Raw genomic sequence first — 15324 nt, 5'->3', positions numbered from 1 at the left:
CTGCACCAAAATTAAGTATTCTATACATAGTGACCTCCGTTTGCGTGTAGGTAATTCCCTGTTCGGGATGGGTTTTCGTCGACTTCATTGTACAGGGTGAATCCACGAATGTGCAAACCGGAGGTCACTTCATATTATCTAGCGGCTAGCGGCTGACGGCTCACTCCGTCTTTGCTGCCAGTTCGTCCCATTCTTCATAGAGCTTATCCAGCTTTTTCTTTGCTTCTTCATACTCTGCGGCCAATTCCGTATAGCTTTCCGGAGTCATGCTCATCTGGACGGTGTACATCTTGATGGTAGCCTCGAGGCGCCCTATTTCCATTTCCACTTTGGACAGTCTGGAAATATCCGCCTGCGAAGGTTCATTCCGGGAGGAAGGCTTCTTTTCTTCCACTATTTCTTCTGTTTCCGGTTCTGTTTCTTCCGGCTCTTCCCCATTCCTGTCTTTTTCGAAGGCTTCCAGGTCCTGTTTCTTTTCTTTGTAATAGCTGTAGTTGCCCAGGTATTCCGTGAGTTTTCCATTGTCCATTTCAAGGATTCTGGCAGCCACTTTATCAAGGAAATAACGGTCATGAGAAACGACCAGGCAGGTGCCTCCAAAGGCCTCTATGGCATCTTCCATGATTTCCCTGGTCGGGATATCCAGATGGTTCGTCGGTTCGTCCAGGATCAGGAAATTTGGTTTCTCCAGGAAAAGGCAGAGAAGGGAAAGCCTTGCTTTTTCGCCGCCGGAGAGCATGCCCACATTCTTGAATACATCATCGCCCCGGAAAAGGAACATGCCCAGGATATTTCTGGCTTCTTTTTCACCAAAGTTGAAGGTATCCCGCACTTCATCGAGCACTGTGAGAGCCGGATGGAGTTTTTCCTGTTCCTGGGAATAGTAGCCCATTTTCACATTGCTGCCCAGCTGGATGAAACCGGTATCCGGCTTTTTATCTCCGATAATGAGTTTTAAAAGGGTAGTCTTCCCGGTGCCGTTGGGGCCGATGAGGCCAACAGTTTCCCCTTTTTTGATATGCATGGAAAGATTTTCAAAAAGCGTATTGGTGCCGTAGGATCCTTTTACGCGGAGCACGTCCAGCACTTTTTCCGCGCATTCCTGAGGCGGATCAAAGTGGAAACGAAGGGTTGCCTGATGGACCGGTTTTTCCAGACGCTCAAGACGGTTCAGCTGGGACTGGCGGCCCCTGGCCTGTTTGGCCTTGATACCCGCCTTATAGCGGCGGATATATTCTTCTGTTTCTTTGATATGCTCCTGCTGCAGATTGTACGCTTTTTCATAGGCCCGGTCCTGGTTCGTTTTTGTTTCCAGATACCTGGTGTAACCGCCTCGGAACGAGCGGATATGGTGATTTTCCAGATCGATAATTCCTGTGGCCGCTCCGTCAAGGAAATAGCGGTCATGGGAAATCATAAGGATACCGCCCTTGTAGGAGCGGAGATAATCTTCCAGCCATTCCAGCATATTCATATCCAGATGGTTCGTCGGTTCATCGAGAAGCAGGAAATCGGGATGGCGGACGAAAGCGGCCGCCAGATTGATTCGCACCTTCTGACCGCCGGAGAAGGAATGGATATCCCGGTCCCAGTCTTCATCGGAAAAGCCAAGGCCCGTCAGGATTTTTCTGGTGGTGGATTCATAATCGTAACCGCCCAGGAATTCAAACCTTTCCTCTGCCCTGCCGTAGGCAAGGACAAGGTCTTCATCGTTTTTATTTTTCTCAAGCCGCCTTGTAAGATCTTCGATTTTATCCTTGTAGTAAAGTACATCTTTCCAGGCATATTCCATTTCTTCCCGGATTGTACGGCTGGTATAATTGAAATCCTGACGCAGGTAGCCGATCACAGCCCCGTCACTGGCTTTGACGGAACCCTTATCATATTCTTCGGTACCCATGATGCACTTTAAAAGAGTGGTCTTGCCGGCGCCGTTGGCTCCCACCAGGCCGATTCTTTCGCCGCTTCTCACTTCGAAAGATACATTTTCAAATACAGTTTTTATTCCAAAGGATTTTGATAATCCGTTAATTTTTAAAATAGACATTTCACTTTCCTGTTTATTTCACGATATCTGCTTTGATAATGATGACGATTTCCGATTCATCGATACTGGTGCCGTGACTCTGGAAAAGTTTTCCCAGAATCGGGATATCTCCCAGGATGGGCACTTTGCGGAGGGTCTTTGTTTCCTCTTTATCAATAAGGCCGCCAATGGTAAGCATATCCCCTGATTTCAGACGCACCATGGTATTCGCAGAACGGGTAATAATGCGATACGCCTTCATTTCCGGTACCAGATACGGGGTAGCCACTTCTGCCTGCACATCGGCAGTAATTTCATTTTTACGACTGATAATGGGCGTATAGGTCAATTTGATGCCTGCATCCTTATATTCTGTCGCAGTAGTTTTCACACCATTTTCCAGATGTTCCACGATGACCGGAATCCGGCTGCCGATTAATATTTCCGCTTTTCTTCCATTCATGGTGACCACATTCGGCCTTGCCAGGACTTTGGCTTTCCCCTTTGTCACAAGGGCATTGAGTTTGGCCTGGAAGAAAAAGGTATACGGATGGCCGGCCACGGAGCGGCCATAGGAAATTCCGGCATAACCGTCGGGAATCGTTACATCCCAGCCATCTTTTTCTATATTTCTCACCCGCGGATTTCCATCATCATCGTACAGGACATTTCCCGAATCGTCGGTCACGTAATGCTGCTCACTCCAGCTGTCCCTTTCATATCTCGCGCTTCCCGTAAGACTTCTGAAATCCCAGTCGATGCCCAGATCCTTGGCATAAGTTTTATTGACAGCTATCACTTCTGCTTCTACTTTGACCTGCTTTTCAGGGATATCCAGAGTGGAAATAATACTTTCCGCCTGCATGAGTTCCTGAGGCGTGCCGCTGACGATCACCGTATTGGATGAAGGACTGTAAGTAACCTTTCCTTTTTCCGCCACATGCCGGAGCCCTTCGGCCACTTCTTTTGCCTCTGCATAGGAAAGGCGATAGGCCCTGGTGGACATGCCTGCATTTTTTGTCAGTTTCTGGTTGAATACGATCATCGTATTTCCTTCGGTTCTCGCCGTCAGTCCGCAGGATGCCAGAATGGAGCGGAGCGCTTCTTCCGGAGTCACATGGTCAAGGCTGGCTGTTACCGTTTCAGAAAGGCTGCCGGAAAAAATAATATTTCTTCCCGTCATTTCCGCAAGGCTCCAGAGAATATCCTCTGCCGGCGCACGAGCCACATGAAGGGAAAAATCGCCTTTACCCTCGGTCCTGACTACTTCAATTTCCACCTCTTGCGGAGAAGGAACAGCATTCAAACGGGAAATTTCTTCCTCCACCGTTTCATGGACCGGCGAATCGATATCAAGAGTCTGTTTTCCAACCGTTTCTGCACTCACGGAAAACGGGGTCCATAAAAGAAAAGCGGCACAGAAAAGCAGAGTACCCGCTTTTTTCAGCGGGTGCCAAGCTCCAGTGTGCCCCGGGCGCCGTAGAGTATGACTTTTTTCTCGTATATACCGGAAACTGTCCATACGCCTGCCCTTTCTCCTTCTTTCAGGACGAAGGTTTCTCCATTAAGTTCTATAATGGCCCTGCGGTCATCCCGGTAAGCCATAATGCCCTTCAGCTCGGGGATATCGGAATGCTTCATTTCCGGCCGGGCAGTTTCCCTGCTTTTTCCGGAAGAAACTTCCTTCTTTGCCACCGGCTGTAAGGCGGATGAAGAAACTTCTTTCTTTTTATCCTCTTTTTTCGCCTCTGCTATGGCTTTGGCATGAAAAGGATCCTGCAGAGGTTTCCCCCGGCGGTAGCGGGCCGCATCATATTTCATCACGGCTCCGCTGTCTTCTCCAACAGCCGGCGTGCTGTCTGTGGAAACCGCTGCCGCATGGGAAGGTTCCTTTTCGGGCAGAAGTTTTTTCGCAGTGCCCTCTCCTGTAAATCCCCATATGATGAACATCGCTGCTGCCACACAGGCAGCAGGAATCATCCATTTTCCCCTGATGTCCATAGGATCACCTTCATCAGGATTCCTGATGGTTAGAACTTGAAATCTTTTGGCATTAACATAAATTTCGTTTCTTTTTCAATATCGTCGTACCGGATCCACGCATAGAAGGAATGCATGTCCCTGTAGTAAGTCCAGTAACGATGATCCAGACGGCCGTCCACCGTATCGATGGTCCAGGACAGACTGAATGCATCATTATGGGTTGCCTGCCAGCGGAAGCCGAGATTGGCCGGTTTTTCACTGCTGTAGGAATCGTACCGGTAAGGCGTATATCCCTTGATATCGCGGTCCGTGTATCCGACCCAGGCAGAAATGGGCCCATAACCGCCGGAAAGACCGAGCGAATAATAGCCATTGCGGCGGATATTGTCGGTATATCCGTAATAATCCTTCGCATAGCCCGCTTTCCAGCCGAAGTTCATGAATTTACCCAGTTTCCAGGGATTTCCGGAAATATAAAGATCATACCCTTTATAGGTACCCTTTGCATTTCTCCATTTCTGGTCTTCATCCCAGTAGCCGATTTCGCCGGTTGCCCCCACATAGAAACGGGAGCCGAAAAGATAGAAATGCCTGGTATCAAAGGTGAAGGAAGGTCTTTTCTTTACCCAGATGCCGCCATCATCATTGGTGGTACTTTCCTGTTCCGCATAGAAAAATTTGGCTGTACCGAGAGGTGTACGGTATTTGAAGCCTACATCCGTCTTGTAGCCTGCCTTCGTATACCAGCGGTTTTTCACATAAAATTCCAGATCCGGATCTCCTCCGAGCGGGATATGCAGTTCATTATGAAGGCCAAATCCGTTATCACTGTCGAAAACAGGACGCGGAATCAGTGTCCAGAGATTGATGGCTCCTTCATCATGAACAAGGGATGCACTGTAGCTGGACAGGGTAATAAGAGTGGTATTTTTCGCCTTCAGTTTCACATTATGGGCCGTGTAATGGTCACCGGGGTAAATATCAATGGAATCGGCTTCGATCCGGTAATCCGGCACTTTGGCCACGGCATGACGGGTAGTAAAATACCCATTCTGCACCACCAGTTTATTGGCATTCCGGTCGTATACGCCGTCACTTCCCTGGAAATAATAGAGTCCTGAATCCCAGCCATTCAGATTTTCAAAATGGCCGATACCTTTGGCCGCATCATAATCGGCCCGGTCCGCTTTGAGACGGGTAGTGGGACTGGTCCAGTGAAGTTCGCCGGGAATGACGTATTTCTGAGCCAGTTTATTTCCATAGAGATATTCCGTCTGATAGGTATCCATCATGTGTTTGATGACGACCTGTCCCATGGCATCGATATCCCCGGTCGTATCATTGGCACGCATCCGGTCTGCGGTAATATACATGGGATTTTCTTTGGAAATCCCCGTATCCTCTACCTCTTCCCCTTTGACTTTGGATTTCTTCCTGTCTTTCTTCTTCTGAGGAACAGCTTCCGATTCTCCATCCGAAACCGTATCTGAAGAACGGACCATGACCCCCTTGTCCGCCTGGGTCAGATCCCGGACGAGAGATGAGGCACCGCTTCCCCGCAGTATATTTGTCGTTGTCCCGCTTTCCTCGGGCATGTCAGAAAAGTCGGGTCCCTCTGCCCGGGCCGGAAATACAAGAAGTCCTGCCAGAGCCAGGGAGATCAGCAGTTTCGTTGATTGTTCAGTCATTTCTCACGATCACTACGGAAGGTTCTTCATTTGCGGAAGATTCTCCTTCTGCAGCGCCTTTGCTTACGGAATCCTTTTCACGGACTGCTTCCAGTTCCGCTTTTGCCTTTTCATTCAGATTTCCTGCTTTTTCAGTGGTTTCATTCACTGCTTTCTCAGCAGTTTCCTTCACGGATTCAGCTTCCTTTGTGCCTTCCGTCACAGTGACTTCGGATTTTTCAGCGCTGTTTTCAACAGTTTTTGCCGTATCTTCTGCCACGGCACTTCTGGAAATACGTTTGCGGATCACTGCATTCGGGGCGCCATTTGTAAGAACGAGACCTTTTGTAGTCACCGCTTCCTGAGTTTCAATATAAAGATTGGTTCCTGCGGGAAGGCTTACATCTTTACCTTTGACAAAGAATCCGCCCACGAGGCCAATCGGTCCCAGAGCCAGGGCACCAATGGTAGATGCACCTACGGCAGCTGCTTCCATTTTCAACTTTTCTTTGGCTTCCGGTCCCAGGACTGTAGGGATAGCATCATCATCTACAGAGAATACCTGGTCAAAGGAAATATCCAGGGCACCGGAGCGGCCAAAGCTCTTCGGCCGGGTCACTTTCGTCACCACGCCGCTTCCCTGGGAACCTCTCGGAAGGACTAAAACATCTCCGACCATCACATCTTCCTGAACTGTAAAGGTGACCGGATCTCCCACTTCATTCGTCTTGCTGCTTACATCATCATTAAGGGAAATTTTGAAAACCGTATCAGCCGGCAGTTCCACGCTTTTCATTTCATAATGCTGATCGCCATACACCGATTTTTCCAGATTCGATACGCGCTGGTCCAGGGCGCCGGTTTTGGAGCTGCCATATACTTTTGTTTCCAGGTCTCCCACTCTTGCAGTCACACCATCGGTTTGGATTTCATCGGTCAGATAATATTCCATGGCATTGATTCTGGTGGAAATGGAAGGAGTGGCATCATTATCATTCTTCACCACATCGGTATAAAGATTGGAAATCCGGTCATCCAGGCCGTTGGCAGACGTATTTCCGTTGCCATAAATCACATTGTCCGCCCGGTCCACACGGTTCAGAAGAGATCCATTCTGGGCAGCGCCGTAAATCACTTCGTCCACCCGGTCGATTCTATCGGAAAGAGTAACCGGTTCTGCTGCAAAGGCCGGCATGGTCAGTAACAGGGAAATTCCTGCTGCCAGTAAAGCTTTTCTCATCATATAATCATCCCCCAGTTATACTTTTACATCAATCACCGCAGATACGCCGACGCCCTGCACCCTCGAGAATGAAGTCGTCGGATTCTTGCTGTCAATCGGTATGAGTCCTTTAATCCGGAAAAGTTTGTCGTTCCAGCTCACTTCCAGCTGGCCCACAGCTTGAACTTTTTCTACCTGGTCCGCATCGCCAATGACCTGGGCAGCCCCGATATAGCCATTATTTCCTATACTCACGATCGGAACCACTTTGGTCGCATAATTTGTACCGGCCCCTTCCTTCATCATGACGGAATTGATGGCTTTATTAATGGATTCCCCATATTTATCTACCAGGAATCCGATACCGCCCACTTTGACTACTCCGCCCAGGATGCTTCCCAGATTGAAAGCATTTGCCTGAAGAAGTCCGCCGGATCCGATGAGGCAGGCCGCTATGGCGCAGACTGCCATTCTTTTCAATTTCATCAAAGAATCCTCCTTTTGCGAAAATCCTTCTCTTGAATCTGAATATCGCTGCTGCCGGAAAAAACAGAAATGAAATCAGCCTTCTATTTCAGCCGACAATGGCCCTATATTAATTTTGCATACACCTAAGAATATTATAAATTAAAAGAGGTCTCTGTGCAAACAGAAACCCCTTTTACTACAGGATTTATGAACTGATTTCAAAAATTATTTTTCCGCTTCAGCTGCCGCTTTTCTCGCTTCGTAAGTGCCAGGCTGGGCCATGACTTTGGGTTTCCTGAGCTGGTTGTAAGCCTGGATCATCATGGCGCATTCCACGCGCTTTCTCTGGATTTCGCAGGTGATGGAGTAAGGCTTGTGGATATTACCGGCAAAGGCTTCATTATTCGCATGGCAGCCGCCGGAGCAGAAGAATTTCGCCCAGCAGTCCACGCATTCCGGCTTGGTGAAGACATGATTGGTGCGGAAATCATGCATCATCTTCATATTTTTCAGGCCTTCATACACATTTCCCAGCACATAGCCGTCCCGGCCTACAAACTGGTGGCAGGGATAAATATCCCCGTTCGGGACCACGGCCAGATATTCATGACCTGCCCCGCAGCCCCGGAGACGCTTCGGTAGACACGGTCCCTTCCAGAGATCCATATTGAAATGGAAGAAGAAGAAAGGTCTCCCCTCTTCTTCTCTCCTGATAAAGAGGTTGGCCAGGCGGTCGTATTCTTCCTTCACCCGCGGGAGATCTTCTTCTTTGATGGAATATTCTTCTGTGTCTTCCCCTACTACCGGTTCCATGGAAAGGGCAGGGAATCCATGATTCAGCATATCTTCCACGTCGGTGGTAAAGTCCAGATTATATTTCGTGAAGGTCCCGCGGACATAGTATTCTTCCCCATTTCTGTGGGCCACGCAGTACTGCAGGTTCTTCACAATCTGATCATAGGTGCCCTCTCCATTGACACCGGGACGCATGCGGTCATGCATTTCCTTTCTGCCGTCGAGAGAAAGGATGAGACTGATGTGATTGTCCGTCAGGTATTTGACCTTGTCCTTATCCAGCAGCATGCCGTTGGTGGTGAGGGACATTTTGATTTTCTTGTGATGTTTCTTTTCCTGGGTATGGACATAATCAATGGTCTGCTGCACCACATGCCAGTTCATGAGCGGTTCGCCGCCGAAGAAATCGAGTTCGCAGTGTTCTCTCGGCCCGCTGTGGGCGATGAGGAAATCCACGCCCCTTCTGGCTACATCGAAAGGCATAAGCATACGCCACTGGCCATAACCGCCCTGACCTGCAAAACAGTATTTGCAGCGAAGATTGCAGTCATGGGCGATATTCAGGCAGAGCGCCTTAATGATGGGCCGGTCCTCGATGGCCATCTTGTAATTGGGGTCCATGGGGGCAAAAAGGGTTTCCTTTTTAATGAGTTCATCGAGATCATCCATGACCTCATTCAGCTCTTTTTCCTCATAGTCTTTGGAAAGATTGGCAAGGACCATGTCCCGGTTTTTGCCATTGTAAAATTCCAGGACCTTATATGTCACGTCATCCACCACATGAACGATACCGCTATTAACGTCCATCACGATATTCATGCCGTTCTGACGGAAACGATGAATCATGGGCTTTACATGATAATCCATGAAATACTCCTTTAATGAGCTTTGCTCAAATCATAAAGCATATAAAAACCCCCGGCCACTGGGCCGGGGGTCTGGCCGTGCGATCAGGCTCTCCTTGCTTCCTTGGCTTCTTCCTGGGTGGTGCAGATCAGGTTGCCAATGGTGCAGCTCGTCTTGCAGGCAGACTGGCAGGAAGTCTGACATTCACTGCAGCCTTCGAACTTGATGGAGTCCTGCAGAGAAGACTGATTGATAGTAACGATGTGTTTGGACATAATGTCACCTCCCTGAAAAACATGATTTATGCTGAAATAATCATACCATAGAAAAGAGGGGAAATACAAGTAAAATATGGTTCATCCCCAAATTTTATGGTTCCCCTTCAGGCAGAGGGCCCGGGGATTACAGAATCTGATAAAGCCCGTAAATCGCGCCGATGGGGATGACCGTCAATGCCACGAGAGCCCCGAGGCACCCGTTTTTCTTGCCATGCACCGCAAACCAGTCATCGGCGATATGGTTCATTTCCTTATATTCCCGTTCCAGGCCCTGGATAATGCGCCACAGCTCCCGGCAATCCTCTTCGGTCAGCGTCTCATCTTCCGATTTGGCCACAGGAGTCTCGGCCTCTTTGGCCCGTTCTTCTTCTTCCTGCTTTGCCTTTTCCTCGGCTTCCTTCATCTGGCCCTTGATATGGGACCTCCAGTCTGCCGGTTCTTCCTCTTCCTTTGCCCTTTCTTCCTCTTCCTTCTTTCTGGCTTCTTCTTCCTCTTTCTTCTTTTCCTCTTCGAAATGGCCCGATTCTTCGCCTTCATCTACAGCTTTCAGCAGCTCGGCTTTCAGGTTCTGGAGATCTTCCGTATACTTATGAGTCGCCGCATCCCAGAGTGCATAGTCCAGCTTCTTCTTCATGTCATACATGGTGCCACTTGTGGCCTGCTGGAAAAGGAACTGGGTATTATCCATATCGGCGAAAATTTCGCCCACCCGTCCCTTGTGCTTGAACTTCGATTTGCCCACCTTTACGAAATAAAAGAATGTGCCGATGTGAGCCCGAAGGTTCCCCATGGGGCTGTCCTTTTCATGTTTCTTGTCAAAAAATCCCATGAAATCTCCTTGCCGGAAAACATATTTCCTGTACTATAATGAATTTCCCTTATTATAAAATATTTTTAAGCGGAGGAAAAGAAGAAATATTACCACAGCGCTTCATAATCCCGCTCAATGATGGCAAGGCCGATTCCCATAGCCTTCATGAGCACCGAAAGATAGGGAAGGTCCCGAAGAAACAGGTCCGCAGCCCGGCTGTCTTTTTCGAGAAGGAGCCGCCCCTCCAGCTGCGTGTTGGAAGAAAGCTTCAAATCTTTAAACAGTTTATTTTTATCGATGAGGGACATCCTTGTAAAGAGACGGAGCAGGGCCGTGAGCAGACTGTCACTGGTCTCCGGCGTCTCCACGATGCGAAGGATCGACGTATTTCCTGCCGGATTTTCAAAAGAATCATAGAGCAGCACGGAAGGCCTTCCCAGCTGCCTGCCTTCTCCCGTAAGGACTTCTATATCGTCCCCCAGCACCTTTCCAAAGGGTGGAAATACCCGCTGCTTCCGAACCACGGGGAATATCCTGTTTCCACCGCTTCTTTCGGCCCAGGCCCCCTCCACCAGCCGATAACTGCCCTGGAGACGGAGCCACAAATCGAAATTGGCAGAAATCCAGTCTGAAAGCGCCTTCACATAAGGCTCCCCGGTGTCCGACGTAATTCCTTCCCGGCTCATATAACTTTTCTGATACAGAGTCTCCGGAGAAATTCTGTCTCTTTCTATGAGAGATAAAAGCTCATCCTTCTCATACTGCCCCGGAATGGGGAGACCCGGATTCACCGGTACCAGATGAGTTCCATGAAATAAATACAGCTCAGAAATGCCCAGCATGGCCGAAAGCCGTTTGATTTCCAGGTCAACCGGCTTCCGCGCGGAAATACCGTAACGATCATTGGAAGCCCCCGTAAAGAGAAGCACTGCCTGAAGTGCCAGGGGTCCCTCAAGGCCCAGCTCTTTGGTGAGCGTGCGCCGGCTCACCGCTTCCTTCCATGCCCAGAGACGGAGAAGGCGGGCCAGCGGTTTTTCCTTTGTCCCTGCCGGTTCAGCGGCAAATAAAGTCAATTTCTTCCCCGACCGGTCAATGGCCGAAAAATCAAAACGGCCAAATACGCCAGCCCCCTCCTTTACGGTGACTGCCATATCCAGCAAAAGACCTCTGGCGAAAGTCTGCTGCTCCGTAAGGACCGAGGTGACCTGACGGTTTCTTCCCTCCGACGCCCGCTCCACCTTCGTGAGATAAGCCGCACTCCCCATGCCCTTCTGAAGGTCAGGAATATGGGAGAGAAGATACGACGTCACCACGGATTCATAAAACCTTTCCGTATCCGTCGTCACACCGTCATTTGTGATATATTCTTTAGTAAAAAGCAGGTCCGGACGGACCATATCCTTTTCCAGCGTTTGAAGTAAATCCGATTCCCTGTATGCCATAATAACCTCCCGGATGTATTTATCTTAACACAAGCCTCCCCGGGGTGCACATAGGACTTCCCAAATATCCCCGTAAAAAAGCAGAAAAAACTCGTAAAAACTTTTGAAAAATCATTTGACAGATTCGGGATGTGATGATATACTTATCTACGTTGTCGGGGCATAGCGCAGTTTGGTAGCGCACTTGGTTCGGGACCAAGGGGTCGCAGGTTCAAATCCTGCTGCTCCGACCATTCCTTTGCGGGTGTAGCTCAATGGTAGAGCGCCAGCCTTCCAAGCTGGTTACGAGGGTTCGATTCCCTTCACCCGCTCCATTTTTTTATACAAAAGAGCATTTCTGAAATCCCTGTCAGAAATGCTCTTTTTTGATTTTTTAGATTGTTTAAGGAAATTTCTTCACCTTCTGTCAAAATAAAAAATCTCACCCCATCGTTCATCGGGGTGAGATTTTTTATTCCTTATTTTATTTCCGTGTAGCTGATCTGATATTCAAAGAGCTTCATCCGTTTATCCTTGCGGACTTTCTCAATCAATTTCTTTGTCGGATTATTCAGGCAGATAATTCCATAAATTTTCTTTCCATGGGCAAAATCATTCTTTTCAAACCATTCAAGATAAGCTGCTGTCTGTTCATAGGGATCATCATAGCCGGAATCTTTCTTTAATTCTATGACATACACATTTCCTTCATCATCCTCACAAAGAAGGTCAATATAACCTGAAGTAATTGGATACTGCCTGCCATATATCCCTTTTCTCCGATACATTTTCAATTTCCTGCCGAAAACCGGAATATTCCTTTTAATCTGGGCTTCAAGCTCGTTTTCCAGATTGTCTTCTCTCGTGAATTGTGCTGAAGTTCCCTTTGGTGCCTTATTTCTGCCTGTTTCCATAATGGCCGACGAATCATCATCCTCCATGTCATCCAATCCTGCGGCAGGATTGGCCGGCGGCTCTTTAGCTTTCTTTGAAAGCCTCTTGTTCGTATGGTCCAGATTCTGTACTTTATCTCTATAGAACTTGGGAATCTTAAATTCCCCGGAATTTACAAAATCATGAGCATCCTTATTCCTTCCAAGAGCAATCAGGCAGCGGATGAAGTTATTGGCAGAATAGGGTAAATCCTCCTTATGATCCACCAGGTCTTTGAAAATCTGATAAGCTTCCTCATATTTCTTCTGTCGGATCAGCGCATATCCAAGATTATTCCGTGCAGATGGATAGGATGTATCATAAGAAAGGCAAAGGCGGTAATGCTTTTCATTATTCTTATAATCCCGAAGCTTGTAGTATGCCTCCGCCATATTAAATTCGATATATGCGCTTGCCCCCCAGGAAATCTGTTCCATGTCAATGTTTTCATAAGCAGCAATGGCATTATCCCAAAGCTTCCCATTAAAATATTCATTGGAGAGGAAGAATCTGGGTACATTCGTCTCCGGATATTTTAAGAGGTAATCTTCCAGGAGACGAATCCGATCGTCCGGATTTTCCAGCTGATAGTAGCGATCCATCAGTGAAGGCATCGCTTCCACCGCCTCATTACACCAGAATCCTTTCATTTCTTTTGCGAGGAACTTATATAATCCGGGAAGTCTATTAACGAATGGGCCATTAAAGAAATCCATAAAGTCCCTCTCAGTAAAAGCTTTAAGATATTTATCTTTTTCCGATTTAATGGACTTCACATTCTTCCGAAGATAGCCCCAGCAGGCCTGTTTATCACCAGAAAGGAATGCAGCTATGGCCCGATGCTGGTATTCCGTTTCCCTAAGTTGTGGAATGAGATCAAGATAATCTTTTATTATTTTAGGGTAAACGATTTCCCGGTTATCTTTACCAAAGCTTTCAGGATCATATGTAAATGAGCCGTTTGAAATAAACTGAGAGACATAATTATCATAGTAAATACCTAAAAGCTCATAACGTTCATCACCTTTTGGGAAACCCAGTATTTTGTCGCGAAGTTCATCCCAACTTTTACATCCATCCATAATCTTCTGAAACTCATCGAGATAATTCTTTTCTTCCGCCATTCTATATTTCCTCCTGCTGTATAAACTGGAGTATAAAGTTCATACTTTTTGTACCAAGGACCCGAATCATATTGAAAGAATAGAATATTTAAAGCTTTCCTCCCCTGATGCCTCATCTGGATGCATAATCCGGATTAAGCTATAAATTAATATTCATCATTATAATTTAAATTGTAACATAAGCCTTTGTATTTTCAGCGAATCAACAGTACGATTGAGGCTGCTGACTTTACTTAATTTTTTTAATTGCTTCCACCACTCTCAAATCCGCCGGAAGCCAGGCAACTGTATCCAGCTCATCCATTGACAGCCACCTGGCATCTTCGTGTTCTTTGAGGATGAGATGGCCTGATTTCAAGGTGCAGAGCCAGCAGGCCATAGAGAGGTGAAATTTCGGGTAATCGCACTCCACGGTGGTGAGGAGGTCTCCTACTTCTATTTCTCCGTTCAGTTCTTCTTTAATTTCCCTTTTCAGGGCTTCTTCTCCCGTCTCCCCGATCTCCACTTTCCCGCCGGGGAATTCCCAGCCGTCCTTGAATTCGCCATAGCCCCGCCTTGCGGCAAAGATGCGGTCTTTATGGCAGATGACTGCTGCCACTACCTGAATCGTTTTCATACGTGCCTCCGGATGAAAGTTTTTCCTATACTGAAATTGTACCATAATTTCCGGAAGTCAGACGAAAGGCAGCTCCCCCTCATCTTCGAAAGAGGAATGGGTTCCCCCGTCCGGATGCTCCGTCAAGCAATCCGGCCATACTATTTCTGAATTTGACCGTCTTTACTTAAGATAGGTAAAAAGCGGGACCCCTATCAGGCCTCTAAAATGTCAAGTATTCTTTATGTTCAAAAAATTGGAAATTTTCATGAAATTCCTTCCTTTTTTATAAAAAACAGGAAAGAGGCTTTCAAAAACATTTTTTCAGAACCGGGAAACCGGAAAATCCGGAAAGAAGTGGGCCCTCTTTTTTTATGACTTTTCCTGCTTTTGGAATAATCGCTGTCCCTTTCCCGCCAAAAGACAATCCCTTCGATGTGGTCTGATGAAGATGACGAACCGGCCGGCAGGGCGGACATCTATATCTCCGCTCTGAAATAGTCTATTTCCAATGGCCCGAAAGTCACCATGAAAGGGCTTGCTTTTGAGGTTTCCGATGAAACAGCATCCGACCATCCGGAGCCTTTTGCGGAATTTCTGAAAACTGTCAATGAAAGGAATCAGGAAGGTCGGTACCGGGAAGACTATACCGCGTGACCGGAAACGCATTCCGGCCATGGACATGGATAAAATGCACGGAATGACCGTGTGATCCGTTCCCGGTAATATTGGAACCGGCCCGCGTCAATTCTCCTGTGCTGCCATTCAACCGGATCATGCCCGGTCAAAGGTATTCCTGTTGAATTTTCCATCGGATTTTGAGTTTAAATGAAATGAAAAGGCTGTAGAAACAAAAAAAGGACAAGCTGCACTGGCAGCTTGTCCTTTTTTGGGTACAAAAATAAACTCCCTTTTGAGATGAATGTTCTCGTTGTCCGGATTTCCGATCTTACCTGTCAATCGGCCGCAGAAATTCACACGTCTGGATATGTCATCTCGTGACTAGGTACGTTGCGGGGGGCGCGGGTCCGAAGATTTTCTTTCTCGTTTGTTGGGAGTTTATTTTGTTTTGTAAAAATAAGGGTGAAACTCGATTTGTTTCCTCGAGGATTTGAAAGCTTCAAGAGCACGTGGGTCTTGTCCCGGATCCGCCTT

General features: G+C 47.6%; 12 protein-coding genes and 2 tRNA genes. 2 read left to right on the top strand and 12 right to left on the bottom strand.

Annotated elements, in window-relative coordinates; genetic code table 11:
- Positions 1-160 precede the first annotated feature (160 nt).
- The 10 genes from VZT47_RS06760 to VZT47_RS06715 form a co-directional block, all read right to left on the bottom strand.
- Complete coding sequence (locus tag VZT47_RS06760) at positions 161-2047, bottom strand: ABC-F family ATP-binding cassette domain-containing protein (RefSeq protein ID WP_330224208.1); 1887 nt, start codon at positions 2045-2047, stop codon at positions 161-163.
- A gap of 13 nt (positions 2048-2060) precedes the next feature.
- The gene (locus tag VZT47_RS06755; RefSeq protein ID WP_330224207.1) at positions 2061-3413 is read right to left on the bottom strand and encodes a secretin N-terminal domain-containing protein; all 1353 of its coding nucleotides are present in this window, start codon (positions 3411-3413) and stop codon (positions 2061-2063) included.
- A gap of 56 nt (positions 3414-3469) precedes the next feature.
- Positions 3470-4027 carry a hypothetical protein gene (locus VZT47_RS06750; RefSeq protein ID WP_330224206.1) on the bottom strand — a complete coding sequence of 186 codons (558 nt, stop codon included), beginning with the start codon at positions 4025-4027 and terminating at the stop codon, positions 3470-3472.
- Between the two features lie 29 nt (positions 4028-4056).
- On the bottom strand, positions 4057-5697 hold the full coding sequence (locus VZT47_RS06745; protein WP_330224205.1) for a hypothetical protein: 1641 nt from the start codon (positions 5695-5697) through the stop codon (positions 4057-4059).
- Positions 5690-6919 carry a hypothetical protein gene (locus VZT47_RS06740; protein ID WP_330224204.1) on the bottom strand — a complete coding sequence of 410 codons (1230 nt, stop codon included), beginning with the start codon at positions 6917-6919 and terminating at the stop codon, positions 5690-5692. The genes VZT47_RS06745 and VZT47_RS06740 overlap by 8 nt, the downstream gene beginning before the upstream one ends.
- 15 nt (positions 6920-6934) lie before the next feature.
- A complete protein-coding gene (locus VZT47_RS06735; protein ID WP_330224203.1) occupies positions 6935-7384 on the bottom strand; it encodes a hypothetical protein in 450 nt (149 codons plus the stop codon).
- 207 nt (positions 7385-7591) lie between these two features.
- Positions 7592-9028, bottom strand: coding sequence for a thioether cross-link-forming SCIFF peptide maturase (scfB, locus tag VZT47_RS06730; protein WP_330224202.1), 1437 nt, complete (start codon positions 9026-9028; stop codon positions 7592-7594).
- An 83-nt stretch (positions 9029-9111) separates the two neighbouring features.
- The gene (scfA, locus tag VZT47_RS06725; protein WP_330224201.1) at positions 9112-9282 is read right to left on the bottom strand and encodes a six-cysteine ranthipeptide SCIFF; all 171 of its coding nucleotides are present in this window, start codon (positions 9280-9282) and stop codon (positions 9112-9114) included.
- 127 nt (positions 9283-9409) lie between these two features.
- Positions 9410-10114: a hypothetical protein gene (locus VZT47_RS06720; RefSeq protein WP_330224200.1), complete on the bottom strand. Its 705-nt coding sequence runs from the start codon at positions 10112-10114 to the stop codon at positions 9410-9412.
- Positions 10115-10203: 89 nt separating this feature from the next.
- A complete protein-coding gene (locus tag VZT47_RS06715; RefSeq protein WP_330224199.1) occupies positions 10204-11538 on the bottom strand; it encodes a hypothetical protein in 1335 nt (444 codons plus the stop codon).
- A gap of 156 nt (positions 11539-11694) precedes the next feature.
- On the opposite strand from VZT47_RS06715, the gene VZT47_RS06710 reads away from it, so the two are divergent.
- Together VZT47_RS06710 and VZT47_RS06705 are read left to right on the top strand one after the other, a co-directional pair.
- Positions 11695-11771: transfer RNA gene (locus tag VZT47_RS06710), tRNA-Pro, on the top strand.
- A gap of 7 nt (positions 11772-11778) precedes the next feature.
- A tRNA-Gly gene (locus tag VZT47_RS06705) sits at positions 11779-11852 on the top strand.
- A 144-nt stretch (positions 11853-11996) separates the two neighbouring features.
- Here the strand turns inward: VZT47_RS06705 and VZT47_RS06700 are convergent.
- Both VZT47_RS06700 and VZT47_RS06695 read right to left on the bottom strand, forming a co-directional pair.
- Positions 11997-13574: an endonuclease NucS domain-containing protein gene (locus VZT47_RS06700; RefSeq protein WP_330224198.1), complete on the bottom strand. Its 1578-nt coding sequence runs from the start codon at positions 13572-13574 to the stop codon at positions 11997-11999.
- Between the two features lie 229 nt (positions 13575-13803).
- Positions 13804-14190 (bottom strand): (deoxy)nucleoside triphosphate pyrophosphohydrolase, encoded by a 387-nt coding sequence (locus VZT47_RS06695; RefSeq protein ID WP_330224197.1) that lies wholly within the window; start codon positions 14188-14190, stop codon positions 13804-13806.
- Positions 14191-15324 lie beyond the last annotated feature (1134 nt).

Source organism: Dialister sp., assembly GCF_036343215.1.
Classification (GTDB): domain Bacteria; phylum Bacillota; class Negativicutes; order Veillonellales; family Dialisteraceae; genus Dialister.
This window is presented reverse-complemented; position numbering and strand designations above follow the sequence as displayed.

Excerpts from the sequence above, each read along its gene's own strand:
- VZT47_RS06760 (WP_330224208.1), bottom strand. The coding sequence starts at position 2,047 with ATGTCTATTTTAAAAATTAACGGATTATCAAAATCCTTTGGAATAAAA.
- VZT47_RS06750 (WP_330224206.1), bottom strand. The coding sequence starts at position 4,027 with ATGGACATCAGGGGAAAATGGATGATTCCTGCTGCCTGTGTGGCAGCA.
- VZT47_RS06745 (WP_330224205.1), bottom strand. The coding sequence starts at position 5,697 with ATGACTGAACAATCAACGAAACTGCTGATCTCCCTGGCTCTGGCAGGA.
- VZT47_RS06740 (WP_330224204.1), bottom strand. The coding sequence starts at position 6,919 with ATGATGAGAAAAGCTTTACTGGCAGCAGGAATTTCCCTGTTACTGACC.
- VZT47_RS06735 (WP_330224203.1), bottom strand. The coding sequence starts at position 7,384 with ATGAAATTGAAAAGAATGGCAGTCTGCGCCATAGCGGCCTGCCTCATC.
- scfB (WP_330224202.1), bottom strand. The coding sequence starts at position 9,028 with ATGGATTATCATGTAAAGCCCATGATTCATCGTTTCCGTCAGAACGGC.
- scfA (WP_330224201.1), bottom strand. The coding sequence starts at position 9,282 with ATGTCCAAACACATCGTTACTATCAATCAGTCTTCTCTGCAGGACTCC.
- VZT47_RS06720 (WP_330224200.1), bottom strand. The coding sequence starts at position 10,114 with ATGGGATTTTTTGACAAGAAACATGAAAAGGACAGCCCCATGGGGAAC.
- VZT47_RS06715 (WP_330224199.1), bottom strand. The coding sequence starts at position 11,538 with ATGGCATACAGGGAATCGGATTTACTTCAAACGCTGGAAAAGGATATG.
- VZT47_RS06700 (WP_330224198.1), bottom strand. The coding sequence starts at position 13,574 with ATGGCGGAAGAAAAGAATTATCTCGATGAGTTTCAGAAGATTATGGAT.
- VZT47_RS06695 (WP_330224197.1), bottom strand. The coding sequence starts at position 14,190 with ATGAAAACGATTCAGGTAGTGGCAGCAGTCATCTGCCATAAAGACCGC.